Here is a 23377-nt window from a genome sequence, read left to right as displayed (position 1 = left end):
AGGCTTCTATAATGGCTGTATTTAATCGAGTGGAAAGCAACAGGAAAATAGAGAACGCAATTTATGATGAAACGGTACTGGCTGGGGACGGCTGGATGCACGAACTTAAACCAGGCCAAACTCTTAGAATAATAGATGTAGAAGGCAATCAAGCAGCGGATACTTTATTCTTTGATGCTGAAAACCTAGAAGATCATTACAGTGCAGTATCTACGATTGCTAATCAAGGAAACATTTATTTATCCACCGGCACAGTGCTGCTTTCTCAATCTGGCAAAGAACTAGTTAAAATTGTTGCTGACACGTGCGGACGCCACGACACCTTAGGCGGAGCTTGTTCGGCACAAAGCAACACCGTACGTTATGCACATGACACGCTTCCGATGCATAACTGCCGAGATACATTTATGCTGCAGCTATCAAAATATGATAGCCGCTACACCAAAAGAGATTTAGCACCAAACGTAAACTTTTTTATGAATGTCCCTGTGACCCCAAGCGGCGGATTAACGTTTAATGACGGGGTATCTGCCCCTGGATACTATGTAGAAATGGAAGCTATCAATCCTACACTTGTATTGATCAGCAACTGCCCTCAGCTTAACAACCCGTGCAACGATTATAACCCTACCCCTATTCGCTTAGTTATTTGGAATTCATTATAAAAAGGAGTGTTCATCTATGTTTACAAAAGTATTAATTGCGAACCGAGGAGCAATTGCCGTTAGAATTGAGCGAACATTACGACATTTAGGAGTGGAATCTGTAGCTGTTTATACAGAAGCTGATCAAGACAGCCTGCACGTTGATGAAACAGATGAAGCCATTTTAATTGGCAGCGGCCCGGTCAAAGAAAGTTATTTGAACGAAGACCTTATTCTAGATATTGCAAAGAAAACAGGCGCGGAAGCTATTCATCCAGGCTACGGTTTTTTAAGCGAAAACGCGGAATTTGCTCGTCGCTGTCAGGCTGAAGGAATTGTATTTATTGGTCCTACACCTCAGCAAATGGAAATATTCGGATTAAAACATTCAGCTCGGGAAATTGCGCAAAAAGCCGATGTGCCTTTGCTGCCCGGTACACCTCTTATTACAGATGTATCAGAAGCTGTATGTGCTGCTGAAGAGATTGGCTATCCCGTTATGTTAAAAAGTACGGCTGGCGGCGGCGGAATTGGAATGCGTGTTTGCCAAGATGAAAAAGCGCTTCAAACAGCTTTTGACTCAGTTTGCCATTTAGCACAAACAAACTTTAAAAACAGCGGTGTTTTTTTAGAGAAATACATTCAAAAAGCTCGCCATGTAGAAGTTCAAATCTTCGGGAATTCTTTTGGAGAAGTAGTGGCTTTAGGAGAACGCGACTGCTCTATTCAGCGAAGAAATCAAAAAGTAATTGAAGAAAGCCCAGCTCCAAACTTCCCTTCATATATACGGGAAAATATGCTGCAAGCAGCTACGCGACTAGCTAAAGAAGTCGGATATCGAAGCGCAGGAACGGTAGAGTTTCTTTATGACGCCGAAGCGGAGAAATTTTATTTTTTAGAAGTAAATACTCGCCTTCAAGTAGAGCACGGCGTTACAGAAGAAGTGTTAAACGTTGATTTAGTAGAATGGATGCTTAAAGAAGCATGCGATGAGCTAGTAAACCTTCCTTCTTTGCTTCCTGTGCCTTCAGGTCACAGTATCCAAGCTCGTATTTATGCAGAAGATTGCTTAAATGATTTTCGTCCCAGCGGCGGGCAAATCGACCAAGCAATGTTCTCTAAAAGTGCTCGAGTTGAAACGTGGGTACGAGACGGGATTACTGTAACATCACTTTATGATCCTATGCTGGCTAAAATTATCGTTCATGGAAAAACACGAGAAGAAGCCCTTCTAAAATTGAGCGCTGCTTTAAAAGAAACAAGATTATACGGCGTTACTACTAATCTTCAATACTTGCAGAGACTGCTAGAAGAAAAAGCGTGCAAAACAGGCGACGTGTATACTCAAATGCTTAACTCATATAATCCGAGCGAACAAGCACTCGAAGTCTTAGACGGAGGCGTTCAGTCCACTGTTCAAGATTATCCGGGACGCACCGGGCACTGGAACGTAGGGGTTCCTCCGTGCGGTCCAATGGATCCTTTTGCCTTTCGCATAGGAAATAAACTTCTCGGAAACTCCCCGGATGCACCAGGGATTGAAATGACTCTCCGAGGCGGCTCTTATAAATTTAGAGACAATCTATCTTTTTGCATTACGGGTGCTAATATGCATGCTACATTAGACGAAGCTGAAATCCCTATGTATAAGACCATTAGAGCAAAGCCGGGACAAATTCTTTCATTTAGTGAAGCAACCGAAGGAATGCGTACGTATTTACTGATTGGCGGCGGACTTGATATGCCTAAAATATTAGGCAGCTCTTCTACTTTTACACTAGGAAGCTTCGGGGGACACGGCGGTAGAGCACTGCGTACGGGAGATGTACTGCGTGTCTCTGACTACTCTCACGTTGAAAATGAACTTGCCCTTCCCTATCAGCCAGCCATGTCTAAAGAATGGTCAATCGGGGTAATTCCCGGTCCTCATTGTACAGAAGAGTTTTTACAGCCAGAATATTTACAGCAGCTAACAGATACAAAGTGGGAAGTTCATTTTAACAGTTCTAGAACAGGCGTGAGGTTAATAGGCCCCACTCCTTTTTGGACCCGTGAAGATGGAGGAGAAGCCGGTTTGCATCCATCAAATATTCATGATAACGCATATGCCATCGGCACCTTAGACTTAACGGGAGATATGCCTATTTTACTTGGCCCAGACGGTCCGAGTCTTGGCGGCTTTGTTTGCCCTGTTACCACCGCTTCAGCAGAGTTTTGGAAAATAGGACAGCTTCATCCCGGAGATAAAATTTCGTTTAAATTAATTGACCTTGAACAAGCTGAAAAACTCAAATGTACTCAGGAAGACTTTTTGCAGCATATCGGAACACCTGCATCACTTCCTGTACTTACAAATCCAGTAGCACAGCGGCTCAAAAGCGATTATCCGCTGCTGATTAACGAAACGAAAAAGAGACGCTTCCCATTTTCCGTCCGCTGCTCAGGAGATGCGAATATACTTGTGGAATATGGAGAAATGGAGCTTGATCTGCTGCTTCGCTTCCAAGTACATGCTTTAATGGAAGCTATTCAAAAGCGTGAAGATTTGCCGGTTCTAGATTTAACGCCTGGTATCCGTTCTCTTCAAATTCATATTGATGCAGCAAAAATCTCTATTCTTGAACTGTGTCAGCATATTTCTGCTATTGATCACGCGCTTTCTCCGCTTGAAGAAATGGAAGTTCCGTCTCGTATTGTAAAACTTCCACTTTCATGGGATGATCCTGCGACTCAATTAGCTATTGAACGCTATCAGCAAAACGTTCGTCCAGATGCACCCTGGTGTCCAAGCAATCTAGAGTTTATTCGCCGAGTAAACGGTCTGGACCACCTTGAAGATGTTAAACGAATTGTATTTGACGCTAATTATCTTGTAATGGGGCTTGGAGATGTATATTTAGGCGCACCTGTTGCTACACCTCTAGACCCTCGTCACCGTTTAGTTACAACGAAATATAATCCTGCCCGTACATGGACGCCTGAAAATGCAGTTGGTATTGGCGGTGCGTATATGTGCGTATACGGAATGGAAGGTCCTGGCGGCTATCAATTTGTGGGACGCACGATTCAAATGTGGAACCGACTTCGTCAAACGGAAAGTTTTGAAGCAGGAAAACCGTGGCTTCTTCGTTTCTTTGATCAAATTCAATTTTACCCAGTAGAAGCAGACGAGCTTTTAAAACTGCGCGAAGATTTCCTTCGTGGGAGATTTGAAGCAAATATTACGGAGACAACGTTTAAACTTGGAGAATATTTAGATTTTCTTTCATCCATTGAAGAAAGCACGGCTGCTTTTCGTCATACCCAGCAGGGTGCTTTTCAAACAGAACGAGAAAATTGGAAAGCACTTGGTTTAGCTGAGTACGTCTCTGAACATGAAACAGCTGAAATTATGGAACAAGAACTGCCCGAAGGTACGGAAGCCGCGCGCTGTACAATGCCGGGAAGCGTATGGAAAGTTCTTGTAGAAGAAGGACAAAAAGTTGAAAAAGGCGATACGTTAATTATCGAAGAAAGCATGAAAATGGAGTTTCCGCAGCTAGCACCTATGGATGGATATATCAGTTCGATTCATGTAAAACCCGGCGATGAAGTACAAGCTGGACAGCTGATTGCCGGTATAAAAGCCTTTGCTCCAATTACTCATTAAGGACGGTGGATACAATGAAAACAGTGACCTTGCCTAAAACATTTTCGGTTCAATGGTTACGTAATATGTATATCAAAAAAGAATTAACTCCGGAAGATGTAGTACATCAAATTTTCACGCGTGTAGAAGCTGACAAAGACATGAATATTTGGATTACCCCTCCTACACTCGATGAGTTAAAACCTTATCTGGATCGCTTAGCTACGCTAAGCCCTGAAGCGTTGCCTTTGTGGGGAATTCCATTCGCCATTAAAGATAATATCGATGTAGCACATGTACCGACGACAGCCGGATGTAAAGAATATACGTATATCCCTTCTGAACATGCTACGGTTATTCAACACCTTATCGATGCAGGTGCTATTCCTCTTGGAAAGACCAACTTGGACCAATTTGCTACAGGACTGGTCGGTACACGGAGCCCATATGGCGAAACGCACAATGCGTTAAAGCCAGAGCTCATTAGCGGCGGATCGAGCTCAGGGTCAGCTGTATCCGTAGCTCGGGGGCATGCTGCTTTTTCTTTAGGCACCGATACAGCAGGTTCAGGGCGGGTTCCAGCTGGTTTAAACCGTCTAATCGGCTATAAACCTTCCCTCGGAGCTTGGTCATCTGCAGGTGTAGTTCCGGCATGTAAAAGCTTAGACTGCGTCACTGCTTTTGCTCATGAATGGAGTGACGTACTGCTCGTAGATTCCATTATTAGAGGAGTAGACGATCGAGACCCATGGTCACGCTCCGTTGTTCGGGCTTCTTCGGCGCTTCCTGAAAAAATTTATATGGTAAAAGAACCGCTTTCGTTTTACGGGCCGTTTGCTGAGCAGTACGAAAAAGCGTGGAAACAAGCTGTGAAAAAGATTGAAGATTTATCTATTCCCATCAAATACATTGACGGCTCGTATTTAAGTAAAGCAGCTGCTTTATTATATGACGGCCCTTACGTAGCAGAGCGCTGGGCTGACTTAGGAGAATTTATCACTTCTCATGAAGAAACAGCCTTTCCTGTAACCGAGCAAGTGCTTCGTTCAGGAGCTAAATCAGAATATGATGCTGCTGCTTTATTTCAAGCTTCACATAAGCTTCAATCCTTTAAACATAAAGCATATCATCAACTTAAAAATGCTGTTCTTGTTATGCCGACAGCAGGCGGAACGTGGACGCGGGAACAAGTAAGAGAAAATCCAATTGAAACAAACAGTGACATGGGGCGTTTTACAAACCATTGTAACTTACTCGACTTGTGTGCTGTCTCTCTTCCATCTCAAGATGCGGATCTTGATTTACCGTTTGGCATTTCATTTTTCTCTACATTTGACGGCGAACAATTCATTTGCGGACTCAGCGAATTGTTTTTAAATGGGGAACGAACGGCTGATTCAAAAAAAGATACAACATTAGTAGCTGTTTGCGGTTTGCATATGCGCGGGTTTCCACTTGAATCTCAAATGCGTGAACACGGAGCTTCGTTCGTACGAAAAGACCAAACCGCTCCTTATTACCAGCTTTTTAAACTGCCTACTTCTCCAGCAAAACCGGGGCTGTTGCGAACACATCAACAAGGAGAAAAAATTGAGGTTGAACTTTGGGAAATGCCTTTATCACTACTCGGCTCTTTTGCCGATTCTATCCCTTCTCCTCTCGGACTAGGCAAAATCACTCTTGAAGACGGCAGTGAAGTAGCGGGTTTTCTTTGTGAAGCTCATGCGACAGAAGATGCGGAGGATATTACGTCTTATAGAAGCTGGCGGGCTTTCTCAACTTACTAATAAATCGATTATTTACTAAGCTGTTGAGTACATTCTCAGCAGCTCTTTTTTATCAAACCTTCACTGTATATAAAAATAAGAACTTAGCATTAATTATGACAAAGTGAATGTATGATGTCACACTTTTATATTTATTCTTGATTCTTACGTTTACCGTTTTAACAGAGAATACCCCCACTTTAAGCTTGCTAAGTGGGGGTACTTCAATTAAATAAACCTAAAAGGTAAGCTGCACAATGCTCTTCAGAATACCTATCGTGTAGAATGGAAACGCAGCTGATCTTGATGAGAAACATACTTCTTGCGCGGATGCTTATCTAAGTATTGTTTAGCAGTTTGTAAACATTGGCGCGCAAACTCTTCATATCCTAGTTCGTTGGCGCGTTTTACATTTGGCAACTCTATGGAATAAGGAACCTGCGGGATACGATTAATAATACTTGCAACATCAATACCTTCTTCATTTAAATACAATCGTTCTTCTCTAAGAACTCGAGTCATTTCCTCCTTCGAACTCGGAATTTCCGCAGAAGCATTGCAAAGATGAAGATAGCGAAACCACTCACGAGGCACGTCGTCCAAATCTTCCACCTTATCTCCTGATCGATGAAAATGGTGGATATCAATCATAAGACCTGCATTTTCACGATTAGCCGTATGAAGAACATCCATTGCGCCTTTAAGGTTGTATACGCTCCCAATAGGAACAAATTCTAATTCAATGGTTAACCCAAAAGGCTTAGCTAGATCACAGAGTTCAGCAAAGCATTCGATACCAAAATTGCGATCGTCCGTCCAAATGCTGCTAAGAACGTGACGTCCTCCAAGTTCAGCAGCTGCTTCCATTGCAGGTAAGTAACGTTTTGGATTAACTCCCTCATAGATACGTGCTAACTCTATATCAAGAAGCTTCACTCCTGTTTCTGACATAGCAGATTTTGTTTCTCGCATCAGCTGCTTATTTTCAGCTAACGCATAGTTAGGCTCTCCAGGCAACCCCATGTAAATAGGCCTTAAACTAACAAAATCATATCCTGCCTTCGCAGCCATATACGTCATTTCAGGCGGGGAACATCCAAGAACAGTAAGATACGCAAGGGAAAATTGATTAGGCATTTTATAAATTCCTCCTTTTTCCAAACTAATTAGATCGATCTAATCGAAATGACGATATATGCTTATAAACGTCCTATATATTGATTTGATTTTAATTCTCTGTAGGCAGTCTTAATACAATCATCTTCGTTTCAGTCATTTCTTCAACGGCGTAACGTGGACCTTCTCTGCCAATACCGCTGTTTTTCACTCCGCCATATGGCCAATGATCTAATCTAAAGTTAGATGTTCCATTAATAACTACACCGCCCATTTCAAGAGAATGAGCTACTTTATAAGCCAAATCCATTTTGTTCGTAAAAATCCCTGCTTGAAGACCAAAAGCAGAATCATTTGTCTCTTCAATAGCTTCTTCAATCGTATCGTACGGCACAATACTAATAATAGGGCCAAATACTTCTTCACAAATAACTTTACTTTCTTTAGAAGGGTTTAGTAGAACGGTAGGTTCCACCGTAGCTCCGCGGCGCTTTCCTCCGCATATCACTTGTGCCCCCGACTGTACGGCCTCATCAATCCAGCTCGTCACTCGCTCAGCTGCATGGACATCTACTACACACCCTACATCCGTATCAGGCAATAAGGGATCTCCGATTTTAAGTTTCAGCACCTCTTCTTTTAAAAGATTGGTAAACTCAGAGACCACGGATTGATGTACATAAATTCTCTGAACAGAGATACAGCTCTGACCGGAATTGCTAAATCCGGTTTTAGCACACATAGCCGCAGCACGGTTTAAATCTGCGTCGTTATGGACGATCGTTGCAGCATTTCCTCCTAGCTCTAGCAATACTTTTTTCATTCCAGCTAGCTCACAAATATTTTTACTAGCTACCGTTCCACCTGTAAATGAAATAATGTTCACGCGATCATCTTTTACAATTTGCTGTGCAACCTGTCTTCGACCAAGCACCATATTTACAGCATCTTTAGGAAATCCTGCCCGCAGCAGCAGCTTTAAGAGCTCTGTTGCAATTAAAGTTGTTTGCGAAGACGGCTTTAAAATCACACTATTCCCAGCAGCAAAAGCCGGCCCAATTTTATGGCATACAAGATTTAAAGGAGCGTTAAACGGTGTGATAGCCGCTACAACACCAACGGGCACTCGAAAAGTAGATGCAATAGCTTGTGCACCACGTTCTGAAACATCTCCAGGCAATGTTTCACCAATCAATCTTTTTGCTTCTTCCCCTGACAGTTCCAATGTTTCGATTGAACGGGCCACTTCGTCCAGCGTATTTTTCAAAGGCTTTCCTAATTCTAAAGAAATAAGTCGAGCGAATTTTTCTTTCTCTTGTTCTAGTAATAGAGCCGCTTTCTTTAAAATTTTAGAACGCTGGTAAGAAGAAAGGGCGGCGACATGTTTTTTTGCTTCATAGGCTGATGCTAATGCTTTTTCAACATCTTCTTCATTCGCTAATAGCTGCTCACCTATGACTTCTCCAGAATAGGGGTTTTTTATTAAAGCAACTTCTCGATCTTCAATAATCCATCCACCGTTAATATAAGGCTGTGATTTCTTTTGAATAGTTTCTATCATGTTTAGCACCAACTTTTCATTTTTATTAAACAAACTTTTATATAAAACAAGGCCTGAACGTTTTTACATGAGAGGAAAATAGATCGATCTAATTTATTTTAATTTAAACGCTCCCATCACCTCCTAAAAGGTTATCATGTTCACGGCTTAGTTATACTAATTTCTCTTGAACCTTTGGCTTGGCATGAAGTTCTGAACAAGGACCTGCTTGCAGCATATAGCTTCCACCGTCATGACCAATTACTTGCTTCACCTCTTTTGCTGCTTCAATAAGCTTGTTAAGATCAATGCCCGTATGAATTCCCATTTCACTTAATCCATGAACCAGATCTTCTGTAGCTATATTTCCAGTAGCACCTGGAGCGTAAGGACACCCTCCTAAACCGATAATAGAACTATCAAAATGAATAACACCCTGCTGCAAAGCAGCCACTACATTAGAAAATGCCATTCCTCTCGTATTGTGCAAATGCATGGAGAAAATAATGCCGGGATAATTTTGTTTAAGAAACCCTAGCATACGATACACTTGCTTAGGATTTGCCATCCCTGTTGTATCCGCTAAAGAAATTTCTTCGACGCCCATCATTCTGTATCGTTCTACAATAGAAGAAATGCGTTCTATAGCAACTTTTCCTTCATAAGGACATCCAAACGCTACCGAAATTGAACCTCCCACTTTAACGTTATGCTTTTCCGCTAATTCGATAATAGGATAAAAACCTTTTTGGGCTTCTTCTACAGAACAATTTGCGTTAGACAAGCTGTGAGAATCTGTAGCTGAAAGCATAAGCTTTAACTTTTTCACTCCGGCGTCAATGGCTCTCTGTGCACCTTTTACATTCGGCACTAACGCGCGAAATTTGATATTTGTTAAATCTTGAACACTTTCTACGACCTGCTCGGCATCCTTTAACTGAGGAATCGCTCTCGGATGTACAAAAGATGTAATTTCCATTGATTGAATGCCTGTCTTGGCTAGCTGACGGATAATAGATATTTTTTCTTTTGTAGGAATCCACTCATGTTCAGCTTGAAACCCATCCCTTGGGGCTACTTCACAGATTATGACTTTTTCCGGTAATTCTATTTTTTGAATAGTATTCATTAAATAACCCCCTTTTCTTTTAACACCGCTAAGTCTTCACTTGATAACCCCAGTTTTCCGGCTAGAATTTCTTCATTATGTTCTCCCAATTCAGGGGCACGATGACGAATTGCTCCCGGTGTATGTGAAAACTTTGGCACTACTCCCGGAACCTTAATTTTCCCTAGGCGGGGGTGCTCTACTTCTACAATGTTTTCTCGTTCTCTATACTGAGGATCATTAAATATATCTTCAATGCTGTAGATAGGGCTAACTGGCACGCCAAATGAATCTAACTTTGCCTGCAGCTCGTCTTGAGTGAAGGACTTAATCCAATTTGATACAATTTCCTGAACTTCATGATCATGCTTTAGACGCTCTACGTTTGTATAGTATCGCGGATCCTTTAACATATCTTTTCTTTCCATTGCCTCTGCAAGACGATCAAAGGTAGAGTCTGTACTGCATACTAATACAACAAACTTTCCGTCTTTTGTTTCATATGTGCCTGCAGGGCTTGAGTGACCTGCAAGTCCAGGGCTTCTCTCTCTTACTTTTCCGTTTTGATCATATTCAGCGATTAAAAACTCCATCATTCGAAAAATAGATTCATATAATCCCATTTCTACTACTTGACCTTCCGGCTGTTCGTGCACATCTCTATGATAGATAGCGCTTACACAAGCGAACGCGGTATATATGCCCGTTACATAATCTAGTAAAGAGTAAGAAGGACTGACGGGCGGACGATCTGAATATCCTTGTAAATAAGTATGTCCGCTAAATGCTGTCCCCGGTGTACCGAATCCAGCTTTTTCTCGATAAGGACCTGTTTGTCCATAACCTGATACGCGCACCATTACTAGCTTAGGGTTAACTTTTTTAAGCTCTTCATATCCTAAGTTCCATTTTTCCAGTGTACCCGGGCGAAAATTTTCAATTAAAATGTCTACGCCACTAATTAGCTTTTTGAAAATTTCTGCTCCTTCTTCTGATCGAATGTCCAGCGTAACAGACTTTTTATTGCGAGCAAGTCCGGGCCACCTTAAAGGTTCAGTCCCTTTCCAAGGCCCTACAGTCCGAAGCGTATCTCCTTTTCCCGGAAGCTCAATTTTGGTTACTTCCGCCCCCAAGTCCGCTAGTAAAGTAGCTCCAAAGGGAGCAGCAATCATAGTAGAAATATCTAGTATTTGAACTCCTGTTAAAGGTCCATAATTTTTGGTTAACACGTTGAATCCCCTCCGGTAATAACTGTTTGTATGCTTAATTAAGATAATTAATTAGTAGATTTCCTTTGATATGTTAAAAACGAATACCATCAGTCGAAATATTAAGATTACTTATTTTTCTAAAGTTAACTCTTTTTCTTCTAATAGAATAGACTCTTTACTTTCAATCGGGTCTAAATCTGTTAATAGGAACGTATAGCTTAAAATTCCAATCACTAAAAAAGCAGCTGCTAAAAGGAAAGCATACATAAATGAACCCGTGGCTTGAACAATAAACCCAGTCGTAATAGGTGCAACAATAGCCATCGAGTTATTCCCAAATGTTAAAAGTCCCGTTAATGTTCCTACCGTTCCTTTTGGTGCAATAAATGTAGGAATGCTGTAGGCAACAGCAGATGTGACAACAAGACCTCCAAGTGCTGTTGAAATCCAAAATACAGCTACGTTCGCACTGTGAGTAAACGCTGCCCCAATAATTGACAAACCAAATACCATACCTATTACTAGAAAAAACTTGCTGACACGCGTCCGGTTATACCCTTTGTTAATAAGACGATCAACAAGCCAACCCCCGATTACTATTTCAGTAATGGTACCTACAATCCACGGTATGGCCGAGTACCAGCCTGATTTTAAAATAGACATGTTCATTTCTGTTGCTAAATATCCAGGAAGCCAAGTCAAGAACAAAAACCATGAATAGCCGTATGCCGCAAATCCAATGAATACTGCCCAGACTTTTCTTTTAGTTAGCAAATATCGAATGTTCTCCATTGCACTGCCTTTAACTTCTTCTGAACTTTGAGAACCGCCTTGAACAATGTAGTCATATTCTTCTTTCGTCAAACGCTCATCTTCATGAGGTTCACGATACCAGATCCAATAAACAATAGCATATATGAAACTAAGAATAGCAGTTGCTAAGAAACCGCCTCGCCAGCCCCACTCTGTTACAATTAGTGCTAATATAGGCGCTCCGATGGCGTTGGAAAGTTTGGATTGAGAATCATAAGCTGCAATAGCTTTTCCGCGTTCCTGACGCGGAACCCAATGGCTAACTGCTTTAGCAGCAGATGGAAAGAACGGTGCTTCTCCAACTCCTAACAGCACTCGAGATAAAATAATTAACCCCCATCCATTTGCTACTGCAGTTAAAAGACAAGCTACTGTCCATATCACGGTCGCTACACGCGTTACCCATTTTACGCCTATTTTATCTAGCAAAGGTCCTATAGGAAGTTGAAGTAAAGCGTAAGACCATGCAAATGCTGATAGGAAAATCCCCATCTGACCTGCTGTCAAGTTAAATTCTTTTTGTAACAATGGCATAGCAATGGACATATTAATTCGATCAAAATAGTTTACAACTACACCAACCGCAATCAAGAATACAATCGACCAACGATGTTTTTTCATTCTTTTCCCTCACTCATAAGATTTTAAGTATACGCTTTCATTTTTGCGAAATATCTCTTTGCTCAGATCCCATTTATAATTACTTGCTTACATAAAATCTGTCTGAACTCAAGTTGAAAGATGGCAATGCTGAAAACCTAATCCTCTAGCTATTTACTTATTCTTTTATCCTTTCATAAAAACATTTTATTAGTGAAACTAAAAAGATTAATAGAAAGTTCTAATTAGAACGATCTAATAAATTTTTATTAGAACGATCTAATTCCAGCGGGAATCTCTTCACATATTGCGGAACGGTGCTTATATTTTATGATCTACTCAAATATCCGAACATGATGATCAACGTCTGCTTTTTTAATTTCTCATTTTAACACCTGCCTTTTTTCGCGAAGCGTCGTATTTTGACACAGCCTAATATAAAATCAATTCAAACTTGAGCTTTAGTATACTGAATTACATTTGCCTGCGCAATATATATTTCTAATTTTTAGAAAATTAAAATAAACACTTTTTAAATATAATAAACCCGAAAATAACTGTATTATTTTTACAAATATTTCTCTTATCGCGTTAAAAAAACAGAAAATACAGACACTTCATTCGTCCAATTCTAGTAAGGTTTGAAGATACGCGTTTTTAATACTGTAAGCTTGGTTCAAACATTTGTTCCTTAATATACTCCACAGGCATCTCTTTTCCTGTCCACAATTCAAACGCCATGGCCCCTTGCCAGATCATCATTCCTATTCCATTAATGGTGTGACATCCAATTGATTCAGCTTGTTCTAACATTTTTGATCTCATAGGCATATACACGACATCGGTTACAATTAAATCCGGACGCAGCATTGATATATCTTCAATAATGCTGAATTCTTCTAACGGTTTCATTCCCACTCCTGTTCCATTTGTCAAAATATCGCTCGTTTTAATTTCTTCTCTTAACCTGTCTGTATCTTCAAGAGAATACAGCTTCGCTTTACATGAAACATGTTTCATCTCTTCATTAATAATTTTTACGTTTTCTACAGCTTTTGAATAAAATTCATCGTGACGAGCAAAAATTGTTAATTCTTCAAGCCCTTCTAAAGCTGCTTGAATAGCAATGGGCGTCGCTGCTCCACCCGAACCGATCAACGTCATTTTTTTTCCTGTGATATCCACGCCGTGCTCTTTTAAATTTCGAATGTAACCCATGCCGTCTGTGCTATGCCCAACTAGTACGCCATTATCATTTACGACGGTATTGACAGCTCCTGAAAATTTGGCGCTGTCTGCTAATTCATCAAGAAACGGGAGAATTTTTGTCTTATTGGGCATGGATACATTAAAACCTTTAACATTTAACGCTCTCAGCCCTTTAATTGCATCTTCTAACGAGTCATTTCCTACTTCAAAAGCTAAATAAGCATAATTTAATCCCAGTTTTTTAAAGGCCATATTATGCATAGATGGTGACAATGAATGTCCAATTGGAGTTGCTAAAAGGCCGATGAGCTGAGTTTTACCATTAATACGCCCTACGCTTTTCATGATTTTACCTCCTGTTTTATTAAAATTCAGAAATATGTGTGGTACCTAACCTGTACTTTTTCAGCTTATTTTCATTTACAATCAAACACATTTCATATTCATATAATACAGGTAATTAGATCGATCTAATTTTAAGATATACTGACTATTCAACCAACCTGTAACAAGCTGCATTCAAAACCAAAGCTGCTCTACTCACATGTAAAAATAAAGAAACCGCTTACAAATTTACGACTTTAATAACATACGTTTGACACGTACTGTACGTTTTACCTCCCTTCCCAAGGCAGCATTTCTCAACATTACTAGAAACAAAGCTTTCACCTATACCTGGCTTCTTTTATTAAATGAATGCAGTAACACCCGGTGAACCAAGACAACTCTTAGCGACCTTATGTATCATAGTATCACATTTTTTAAAAAGGAAAAATGCTTTTTTGTTACTTTTCAGAAAAATCTTTTTATTTAAAGAATTTCTTTATATTAAAATAAAGCTATAACCATAATTATAGCTTTATTCTTGAGCGTGGCCTTCTCTTCTCTTTTTCATCCACCAGCCTGCACCAACTATCACTCCGATTATAAGAATAACAAATATTAAACGATCAACATCATGCAAATATTTTTGGATTTTTTCAATATCTCCAAGTCCTCCTACATAGAGCAAAAAAACAAACCACGGAAAAATGCCTAAGGTGCTGTATAAAACAAAGTCCCTAGATTTGATTTTACTAAGACCTGCCAAATAGGTTATATAGTTTGCGATACTGATGGGACGAGAAATCGTAATACTCCATTTTCCATATTTATGAAACCATTTTTGGGCACGCTTTATATTTTTTTCACCAAACCAGCGCTTGGTAATAGATTCAAACCTGTATCCCATAACGAACGGAATATAGTTGAATGCGATATAAATAACGGTATTGACAGCTGAAACAATAAGGATTTTCCATATTGAGAGCTGCAGCACAGAGCCAATAAGCAAAATCGATAACGTACACGGAAAAGGAATTGCCGCAGCTTCGATGGCTGTAGCAATAAAGATGCCCACTATGCCTAAATTTTGTACAAAATCAATAAACCCTTGCACCTTTTTTCTCCTTTCAATCATACAAATTTCACGTTCTTTCATCATAACTCAAACTATTCAAAATTTCACGATTTCAAAGCAATTTTACTAGTAAAAAAAGCTCATACGCACCCGTTTGCTATATTTGATTATCTTCTATCATATGCAGTTTATAAGTGAAGTAACGCAAAAAAAGAAAATAGCAGAAAAAAACTCTTTTATTAGTTGTAATAAAAGAGTCTTTTCTGTCCTACTATTATTTAACTTTAGCAATAATTTTCCCTTTCACATGGCGTTTTGAAAGCTCTTCTAATGCACTTGGCACTTCTTTTAACGAGATGATGCGCTCAATCATCGGAGCTACTTTCTTCTCTGCTACTAATGCTAAAAGCTCATCACCCATTTTTGCTAAATCCGCTTGCGCAATCATGTCATCAATGTGATGTGCAGCATTTAAAGCTACTTCATGATAAGAAATCACCTTTGTAAAAGGCTTTACTTTTGTATAATCAGGTGCACCAGCAATATGTGCTAAATGTCCTCTATAGGCAATCATATCTAAAGAATCCGTTGCGTTCTTTGCGCTCACCGTATCAAGCACAGCATCTAAGCCGCGGCCATTTGTCAGCTCCAATACTTTTTCCACGACGTTTTCCTCGCGATAATCAATTACATAATCAGCTCCTAACGACTTCACATACTCATGATTATGTACTGAAGCTGTTGAGAAAACGGTTTTTCCAGCGTTTTTAGCAAGCTGTACGCCAAAGCCTCCTACGCCTCCAGCTCCTCCATGAATCAAGATGGTTTGAATATGGTTCATTGGAAGTTTACGAAATAGTGTTTCATAAGCTGTGTAACCTGCAGTAGGCAAAGCAGCAGCTTCTTCAAATGTAACAGCATCAGGAATGCGCGAAATTGAATGAGCAGTCGTAACCGCATATTCAGCATATCCGCCTTTTTTCATAAAGTCCCCGTGATAGACAACGCGGTCTCCTTTTTTCCAGTCAACTACTCCTTCTCCAACTTCATCAATTGTCCCAGCTACATCTAAACCTAGAATGTGAGGATATGTCCAATGAGGGTTTCCGTTAGTAGCCGTTTTATAATCTACGGGATTAAGTCCCACTGCGTGAACTTCAACTACTACTTCCCCTTTATTTGGAAGAGGTTTTTCTATTTCTTCTACTTTCATTTCTGTCCATTTATTTTTATCTTGCAATAATAATGCTTTCACAGCCTAACTCTCCCTTTTAAATCATTTGCCTAGCGTTGCTTTTATTATTTTATCTAAAAATGATTTGCTTACTATTTTTATTTTAAAGAGAGCTTGTCTATAATACAAATTAGAAAATAAATAGATATCCATAAATAAATTTATAAGAAAGGATGACATAAATGATTGATTTTGAATGGTATCGCAGCTTTATTAGCATTTACAAATATCGATCTGTTTCTGAAGCAGCCAGAGTGAGGATCTTAACGCAGCCGGCCATGAGTCAGCACTTAGCTGCTTTAGAAGCTGAAATAGGCGAAGGTTTATTTATCCGTGCACCGAGAAAGATGATTCCAACAGAAAAAGGTAAAGAACTGTACACGCGTATTGTCCCGTTAATTGAAAGTCTAGAAGCTGCTTCAATTGAATTAAAAATGACCGCTTCATCTCCCGACGCGCTGCCGGTCGTAAAAATTGGTTCTCCCGTAGAGTATTTTACCGAACAAGCTTTAGAAAGAATAAAAGATGCAGGTATCCGCTGCTACAGCCAGTTTGGTATTGCTTCTGTTTTGCTTGAAAAGATACAAAGCGACGAAATTGATATTGCGATTACAACCCAAAGATTGCAAATACCTGGAATTGAATATACGGTCATTGAAGAAGAAGAGTTTGTCTTAACCGTCCCTCCTTCTTTTGAAATGACAGCTAGTAAAGACGTAGAAGATTTTTTATATAATCAGCGGTGGATTAGCTATGGTCTTGAACTTCCTATTATCAGGAGATTTTGGCGGCAGCATTTTAAAAAACGACCTGAAATTCAGCCTCATCATGTAATTCCAAATCTTCAAACGGTGTTAAAAGCCATTCAGCATCACATGGGAATCAGCCTGCTTCCCCGCTATTTGATTCAAGAAGCGCTCCGAGAAAAAAAGGTAAAAATTGAACTTGAACATTTAGCGGTAAAAAATCAGATCTTTCTTGCTTATAAACTTAAGCATCGAGATCATCCAGTCATTCAAAAAACGATACGCTCGTTAAAAAAAGAAGAGGTTGAGAAATAATGACATGAATCCATTCTAAAGACGAACAAACAGGATACATGAGCTGAACCGCTTGTGACACCGCAGTTGAATTCCGTGCAAGGCTTCGCTTTCCGCGGGCGGCCGCTGAGCCTGCTCGTCGCTTACGCTCCTGCGGGGTCTCACCTGTTCCGCTTTTCCCGCAGGAGTCTTCACCTTGCCCTCCAATCAACTGCTAGAAGAAACGAAAACAGATGAAACCTACATTCACTATAACAAAAGAAAACGAACCACTAGTCAAACATGTTGATTAATGGCTCGTTTTTCACCTCGTCTAAAATCATTTTGTCCCAGCCTCTTCTTTTTTTGACAGTTGCTGTGCTGAATCTACTCCTACTAAATCTAAAAAGAAAATAAAAATAGGAATACCAAGAATCAGCCCCCATACGCCTAAGAAGTGTTCACCAAACACTAAAATGATAAACGTAATGAACGTTGGCAAGTTTGTTTTAGATGACATGAGCTTTGGATTTAATACATAGCTTTCAAGTGCGTGAAGTACTACCACCATAATTAACACAGATAGTACTTTTACACCGCCTCCTAAACTGTAAGCGATTGTACAAAGTGGAATGAGTGAAACAAATACCCCAAGAACCGGCACTAGCCCTAGTAGAAAGACCATAACGCCAAGTGCAAGCAAATTAGGAAACCCTAACACCCACAGCGCAATAACGGATAAAATGCTGTTCACAAAAGCGATAATAAACTGAACTTCTATTACCTTGCCGAAGGAATTAACAAATTTTCTCCCCAAATAGCCCGCTTCTTTGAAAAACCAGCCCAGCCTAGATTGTTCCAATTGGACAAATAATCGGTGAATCCGCGACTTTTCAAGTAAAAAGAATAGGCTTAACAAGAGTGCTAAGAAAACTTGTGCACTTACTTTTCCAATATTAGATAAATAGCTGTATACTAAATCAATATTCTGCTGAATATTCTCCGGTGATTTGAATCTCTTTAGATTATCGATAATATAGGTGACGAATGTATTATCAGGGGGGTGCTTGTAAAAATACATCAGCTTCTGTACAAGCTCGGTAACTTGCGTCATAATAACCGGGATGTATACATATCCTACAATACCGAGGGCCCCAATCAGTGCGATATAGATGACGATGAGTATAAGCGTTGAATTAAGCGGAAGCTTTCTTCTTAACGTTTGTTGAAAACGACCAATTAAAAAGGTAAAAATAAACGTAAATAACAGCAGTTGAAGCATACTTCTAATGCTGACAAGTAAAACTGTAATGATAATAAGCGTAATGATGCGAACAGTAAGTTTGTTGTGAAGCCAACTTCTTGCAATATTCATGAAACCTTCAATTCTCCTATCTCTCTTTTTCCCAAGTCATTTGTATACATATAAATAAAACGGATACGCTAGACGCTCATATCCGCTTTCGCTATATATAGTGTATCATTTAATATTCAAATTTTACTATATTTCGGCGCTTTTTATTATGTCTTTATTTTCTCTCCGCTATTCTTTTTCATTTTCCCATACATTATGATAAATTAGCTTGTCTAAATCCCTTCTTTTTTCCCAGTTAACTTGTTCTAAGATTGGTTTCTCAGGGTATTTATCTGTATAGCCAATTGACATGAGCGCTACAGGATCAATATGAGGAGGAATATGTAAAATGTCACGTACATCATTTTTCTTATAAAAACTTACCCAACCCATTGCCAGTCCTTCTGCATATGAAGCAAGCCACATATTTTGAATCGCACACGCAGTTGACATCATATCGGTTTCTGGAATTGAGTTTCTTCCGAGAACATGAGAGCCCCCTCTTGTTGGATCACACGTTACGCAAATAGTTAATGGCGCCTCTTTTAATCCTTGAATCTTGAGCTCTAAAAAATCTTCTTTCTTTTCACCTTCATAATGAATAGCCAGTGCCCTTCTCTCTTTATCTGCTGCCCAGGCAAGTTTATTTTTCACTTCTGTATCAGATACTAATATAAAATTCCAAGGCTGCATAAACCCGACGGAAGGTCCGCTGTGAGCAGCCTGTAGAATGTTATAGACCGTTTCATTCGGAATCTCATCAGACAAAAATGTTCGTACATCTCTTCTTCCATAAATCGCTTTGTATACCGCTTGCTTTTCGTCGTTTGTAAACGAATTCATCTTCTTTAACCTCCATTAAATTCTCTTTTTAACTATTTTTCTAAAAAAATATTAAAAAAATGTGATCCAAACTTTATGTTTTCTCGTATTACTATATGAATCTATCATAAAGGAGGTTGCAAACATGTTCAACGACGTTTTAATGAACTTATTTAACGCGGTAAGCAGCATCATTAACACAATTGGATAATTTGATTATACATATTTAGTAAGAGAGGAGGCATATTACATGCTAAACGAGGTACTTATGAACTTTTTTAACGCAATAAGCAGTATCATCAACACAATCGGATAAAAAAAGCACAAAGAAAAGGGTAACTGCCATTACCACCGTCTTTATGCTTTACTAATTCAAAATCATATATTTTACAATAAAAAGAACTCTTTGATTAGGAGTTCTTTTTATTTATCCTAACATGTTCCCTTTTATTTGTATATATGCCTTGCCATTTCAACAGATTCACTTATATGTTGCAAGCATACACATAGGTCTGCAGCTCGTAGTGCAGTTCTTTTAAGTCTTCAGCTGCTTGAGTCAATAACTTCTTTCGCTGAGCTGTATACACATCTAGAATAGCTCTTTCTACTTTTACCTTTTCTTCATATAAAATATCTAACTTATCTTCATTTCCTTCAAGGGAAATAGGCTTTAACATAGCAAATTGATAAATGGGTTGTCCATAATCCAATTTTGTTAAAATAGAACCTACTAATACATCCTGCGAGCATTCATATACGAAGTTTAACAGCGTACTTAGTTCTTCAAGACGAGAAATATCCAGCTCTGCATTTTCGTTGATCACAGTCCCTATATATTGAAAGCACTCTTCTTCTAACTCATTATAAATAGTTGTGATGCGGTGCAATACTTCATTTAACTTCATAAAGTTCCCCCTTTACACACGCTTCTTGATACAACCATATGACAAAACTTGGTGTTTTATACTAACGAAAAAGCGAGGAATATAAACCTCGCTTCTTCTTTTTACCGATACATACTGGCAATATCTTCAATAAACATAAGCGGTTCTTCTTCTGTTAGTTGTTTAATTGGAGAATAATCCTCTCCACCAAAACTTTGATCTATGTCTTCAATAAACGAAGAAACTTCTTCCGACTCTTCACGATTAGCCGTCATTTCGTATTTTTGTAATTCTGTACGATGCACGACGGATAAAATATGGCGAGGAAATTGCTGTTTCGTTTTTCCAAAACAGTATACCGGCTTGTGTTTCAAAAAGCGTTCTACTTCCTCTTGCCGGTTATAAATGCTTCCATGATCACCCCAAGCTACCACAACCAGTTCAGCATCCTCCACTGCTTTTTGAATATATTCACCTGTTCTTGTTCCAACAGCTTCTTCTTTTGAAAGCATGCGTAAAAACGAAACGTGGTCGGTTTGATAGCTGAATAAATAAACGATTTCTAAGACTCCAAATCCCCACTTTTGCGCCAGTTCTATGCATTTGGATACAGCTGTATCGTCGCTGTATTCATACGTATTTTCTGGAAATGACAAGATAAACGTAAGTTTACGTTCGTTTACTTCACTCCATTTGCATAATAGAGAGTATTTGTATGTGCCAGTTTCATCAAAAATAACTTCTTTTTTCACTGCTTCCATCCCCCTGCCTTCTTACAATCTTGTTACTTATCTATTGCAAATGAGCTAAGCAGTAATCGTAACCTTGACTGTTAAAAGTTTTATTTTATATGTATTTCAAAATCATGCCTTCATGACAACTTTTCTTCTATTTTTTCAAAAAGCAATTTTTTCTTCTATACATGCTTTTTACAGCTAGTGAACATTCACATATACATCTTTCCTCTTTTCGGACCTCCAGTCAAAATAGATAAAATCAAAAGAATGGTCTATAATAAAGAAATAACCAATGACCTTTTCACTCATGTTTTTGACAGTTACGGATTTTTTCTCAGCAGGTATGTTCAAAACTGATCCTCTGAGAAAATAGAAGATAAATTTGTGTAAAGAAAGGATTTTGTAAATGGCTACTACACACACATTTACAAGAGGAGAAGAAATTGCAAATGCGATTACACACGGCGTTGGAGCCGTACTCAGCATTGTTGGATTAACGCTTTTAATCGTACTTTCTTCGTTAGAAGGAACGCCTTGGCATGTTATCAGTTTTACTATTTACGGAGTAACCATGCTGCTTCTCTATGTCTCCTCTACGCTTGTCCATAGCTTTCCGGAAGGTAAGGTAAAGGATCTTTTTGAGATATTTGACCACTCTTCTATTTATTTGTTTATTGCCGGTACGTACACTCCATTTTTATTTATCGCAGTAAAAGGAACCACCGGCTGGACACTTTTTGGAATTGTATGGGGCATTGCTCTTGCAGGAATTGTATTCAAAGCTTTTTTTGTAAAGAAATTCCTTTTTATTTCCACCATTCTTTACGTATTTATGGGATGGATGATTGTGTTTGCTTGGGATTCGTTAACTCAAAACATTGCCCATCAAGGAATTGTCCTTCTCGTAGTTGGAGGCGTGTTGTATACAATCGGGGCCGTTTTTTACGTATGGCGAGGATTTCGTTTTCATCATATGATTTGGCATATGTTTGTTCTTGGCGGAACCGTACTCCACTTTTTAGCAATCATTTTATATGTATTGCCTATAACCAATTAAAAAAGGGCCAGAAGGCCCTTTTTTAATTGGTTATAGAATTCTTTACCACAGTTTTGCCATTTGAGTCACAAGCGTATAGACTCCTAGCACAGCCATAATAACGACCACAAAACCGCCAAAAACGGCAAGCCAAGTCGGATGCTTGTAATCGCCTACTATCTTCTTTTTATACGCCGCTATAAGCATCGTTCCAAGTGTAATAGGTAAGATTAACCCATTTAATGCTCCAGCTAAAATAAGCAGCGTGACCGGCTGGCCAATCGTTAAGAAAACCAGGGTTGAAATCGTAATAAATGCAATGATAATCCAGTTTTCATATTTCTCAATCCTTTTACTGAAGGATTTAATAAAGGAAACCGATGTATATGCCGAACCAATAACTGAAGTGATAGCCGCCGCTGCCATGACGACACCGAATAATTTATAGCCAATATCCCCTGCGGCTAACTGAAAAACAGAGGCAGGTGGATTATCAGGATTCAGCTTTAGTCCTTGACTCAACACACCTAGTGTGGCTAAAAATAGAAAAATTCGAATGATCGAAGCAATCGTAATACCGGATACTGCTCCTCTTGTTACTTCAGGAATCGCGGCTTTTCCTTTGATTCCTGCATCTAATAAACGGTGACCTCCTGCAAATGTGATATATCCTCCTACTGTTCCTCCTACAAGAGTAACAATCGCCATTACGTCAATGTGATCCGGCCAAAATGTTTTAGATACTGCTTCTCCTACTGGCGGAGCGGAAGAAACTGCAACATACACCATTAAAATAATTAATATTCCGCCCATTAATTGAGCAAAACGATCCATTAATTTTCCGGCTTCTTTGACTAAAAAGATTGCGATAGAAATGATAGCTGTAATGACTGCACCCGCTTTAGGAGAAATACCAAATAGCGCATTGAAGCCAAGACCCGCTCCTCCTACATTTCCAATATTAAATGCTAAGCCTCCGATTACAATTAAAATAGCAATAAATAAGCCGAGGCCTGGCAAAACATTGTTAGCGATATCCTGTGCTCTTTTTTCGGAAACGGCAATAATACGCCATACGTTTAGCTGAACGCCAATGTCTAATAAAATCGACAGTAAAATGACAAAACCAAAACTTGCGGCGAGAGCTTGTGTAAAGACCGTTGTTTGAGTTAAAAAACCTGGCCCCACTGCTGAAGTAGCCATTAAAAATGCTGCTCCGAGCAGCACGCTCCAGTTGCGTTCTTTTTTCATGATGTC

The 23377-nt window shown here is 39.3% G+C and carries 19 protein-coding genes; 5 read left to right on the top strand and 14 right to left on the bottom strand.

The features are described from left to right. The first annotated feature begins 11 nt into the window (after nt 1-11). The 3 genes from POF52_RS17940 to atzF are packed head-to-tail and all read left to right on the top strand — an operon-like array spanning nt 12 to nt 6059. Nucleotides 12-665, top strand: coding sequence for an urea amidolyase associated protein UAAP2 (locus POF52_RS17940; protein ID WP_271993782.1), 654 nt, complete (start codon nt 12-14; stop codon nt 663-665). Nucleotides 666-681: 16 nt separating this feature from the next. Next, a complete protein-coding gene (gene uca, locus POF52_RS17935; RefSeq protein ID WP_271993780.1) occupies nt 682-4293 on the top strand; it encodes an urea carboxylase in 3612 nt (1203 codons plus the stop codon). 14 nt (nt 4294-4307) lie between these two features. Then, nucleotides 4308-6059, top strand: a complete 1752-nt coding sequence (atzF, locus tag POF52_RS17930) for an allophanate hydrolase (RefSeq protein ID WP_271993778.1) — start codon at nt 4308-4310, stop codon at nt 6057-6059. A gap of 252 nt (nt 6060-6311) precedes the next feature. On the opposite strand, the gene POF52_RS17925 is transcribed toward atzF, so the two are convergent. The 8 genes from POF52_RS17925 to POF52_RS17890 form a co-directional block, all read right to left on the bottom strand. Further along, entirely contained in the window at nt 6312-7175 is an 864-nt protein-coding gene (locus tag POF52_RS17925; protein WP_271993776.1) for a sugar phosphate isomerase/epimerase family protein, read from the bottom strand. A gap of 91 nt (nt 7176-7266) precedes the next feature. Then, nucleotides 7267-8715 carry an aldehyde dehydrogenase family protein gene (locus tag POF52_RS17920; RefSeq protein ID WP_013081991.1) on the bottom strand — a complete coding sequence of 483 codons (1449 nt, stop codon included), beginning with the start codon at nt 8713-8715 and terminating at the stop codon, nt 7267-7269. 151 nt (nt 8716-8866) lie between these two features. Continuing rightward, the gene (locus POF52_RS17915; RefSeq protein WP_074894019.1) at nt 8867-9823 is read right to left on the bottom strand and encodes a hydroxymethylglutaryl-CoA lyase; all 957 of its coding nucleotides are present in this window, start codon (nt 9821-9823) and stop codon (nt 8867-8869) included. Beyond that, a complete protein-coding gene (locus tag POF52_RS17910) occupies nt 9823-11031 on the bottom strand; it encodes a CaiB/BaiF CoA transferase family protein (RefSeq protein ID WP_271993772.1) in 1209 nt (402 codons plus the stop codon). Before POF52_RS17910 ends, POF52_RS17915 begins: the two co-directional genes overlap by 1 nt. Nucleotides 11032-11142: 111 nt before the next feature. Then, a complete protein-coding gene (locus tag POF52_RS17905) occupies nt 11143-12447 on the bottom strand; it encodes an MFS transporter (RefSeq protein WP_013081988.1) in 1305 nt (434 codons plus the stop codon). A gap of 636 nt (nt 12448-13083) precedes the next feature. Further along, nucleotides 13084-13980, bottom strand: a complete 897-nt coding sequence (locus POF52_RS17900) for a shikimate dehydrogenase (RefSeq protein ID WP_271993770.1) — start codon at nt 13978-13980, stop codon at nt 13084-13086. Nucleotides 13981-14494: 514 nt separating this feature from the next. Beyond that, nucleotides 14495-15073: a DedA family protein gene (locus POF52_RS17895; protein ID WP_258469116.1), complete on the bottom strand. Its 579-nt coding sequence runs from the start codon at nt 15071-15073 to the stop codon at nt 14495-14497. A gap of 235 nt (nt 15074-15308) precedes the next feature. Further along, nucleotides 15309-16289: a zinc-binding dehydrogenase gene (locus POF52_RS17890; protein ID WP_074894018.1), complete on the bottom strand. Its 981-nt coding sequence runs from the start codon at nt 16287-16289 to the stop codon at nt 15309-15311. Nucleotides 16290-16450: 161 nt separating this feature from the next. Here POF52_RS17890 and POF52_RS17885 point away from each other — a divergent pair, with 161 nt between their 5' ends. After that, nucleotides 16451-17329 (top strand): LysR family transcriptional regulator, encoded by an 879-nt coding sequence (locus POF52_RS17885; protein WP_074894016.1) that lies wholly within the window; start codon nt 16451-16453, stop codon nt 17327-17329. Here POF52_RS17885 and POF52_RS17880 read toward each other — a convergent pair. The 5 genes from POF52_RS17880 to POF52_RS17860 form a co-directional block, all read right to left on the bottom strand. Continuing rightward, complete coding sequence (locus POF52_RS17880; RefSeq protein ID WP_271993766.1) at nt 17280-17519, bottom strand: hypothetical protein; 240 nt, start codon at nt 17517-17519, stop codon at nt 17280-17282. The genes POF52_RS17885 and POF52_RS17880 overlap by 50 nt on opposite strands. Before the next feature lie 108 nt (nt 17520-17627). Continuing rightward, complete coding sequence (locus tag POF52_RS17875; RefSeq protein WP_013081982.1) at nt 17628-18662, bottom strand: AI-2E family transporter; 1035 nt, start codon at nt 18660-18662, stop codon at nt 17628-17630. Nucleotides 18663-18830: 168 nt separating this feature from the next. Further along, on the bottom strand, nt 18831-19484 hold the full coding sequence (gene bluB, locus POF52_RS17870; protein ID WP_176584977.1) for a 5,6-dimethylbenzimidazole synthase: 654 nt from the start codon (nt 19482-19484) through the stop codon (nt 18831-18833). A gap of 464 nt (nt 19485-19948) precedes the next feature. Beyond that, on the bottom strand, nt 19949-20368 hold the full coding sequence (locus POF52_RS17865) for a hypothetical protein (protein WP_016763238.1): 420 nt from the start codon (nt 20366-20368) through the stop codon (nt 19949-19951). Nucleotides 20369-20469: 101 nt separating this feature from the next. After that, nucleotides 20470-21108: a DUF1643 domain-containing protein gene (locus tag POF52_RS17860; RefSeq protein WP_271993763.1), complete on the bottom strand. Its 639-nt coding sequence runs from the start codon at nt 21106-21108 to the stop codon at nt 20470-20472. Nucleotides 21109-21490: 382 nt separating this feature from the next. On the opposite strand from POF52_RS17860, the gene trhA reads away from it, so the two are divergent. Next, entirely contained in the window at nt 21491-22141 is a 651-nt protein-coding gene (gene trhA / locus POF52_RS17855) for a PAQR family membrane homeostasis protein TrhA (RefSeq protein ID WP_013055671.1), read from the top strand. Between the two features lie 42 nt (nt 22142-22183). Here trhA and POF52_RS17850 read toward each other — a convergent pair whose 3' ends face one another. Continuing rightward, the gene (locus tag POF52_RS17850) at nt 22184-23371 is read right to left on the bottom strand and encodes an NRAMP family divalent metal transporter (protein WP_271993761.1); all 1188 of its coding nucleotides are present in this window, start codon (nt 23369-23371) and stop codon (nt 22184-22186) included. Nucleotides 23372-23377 lie beyond the last annotated feature (6 nt).

Source organism: Priestia sp. AB (genome assembly GCF_028369225.1).
GTDB lineage: Bacteria > Bacillota > Bacilli > Bacillales > Bacillaceae_H > Priestia > Priestia megaterium.
Note: the sequence above shows the minus strand (reverse complement) of the source record. Positions and strands in the feature narration are given on the sequence as shown.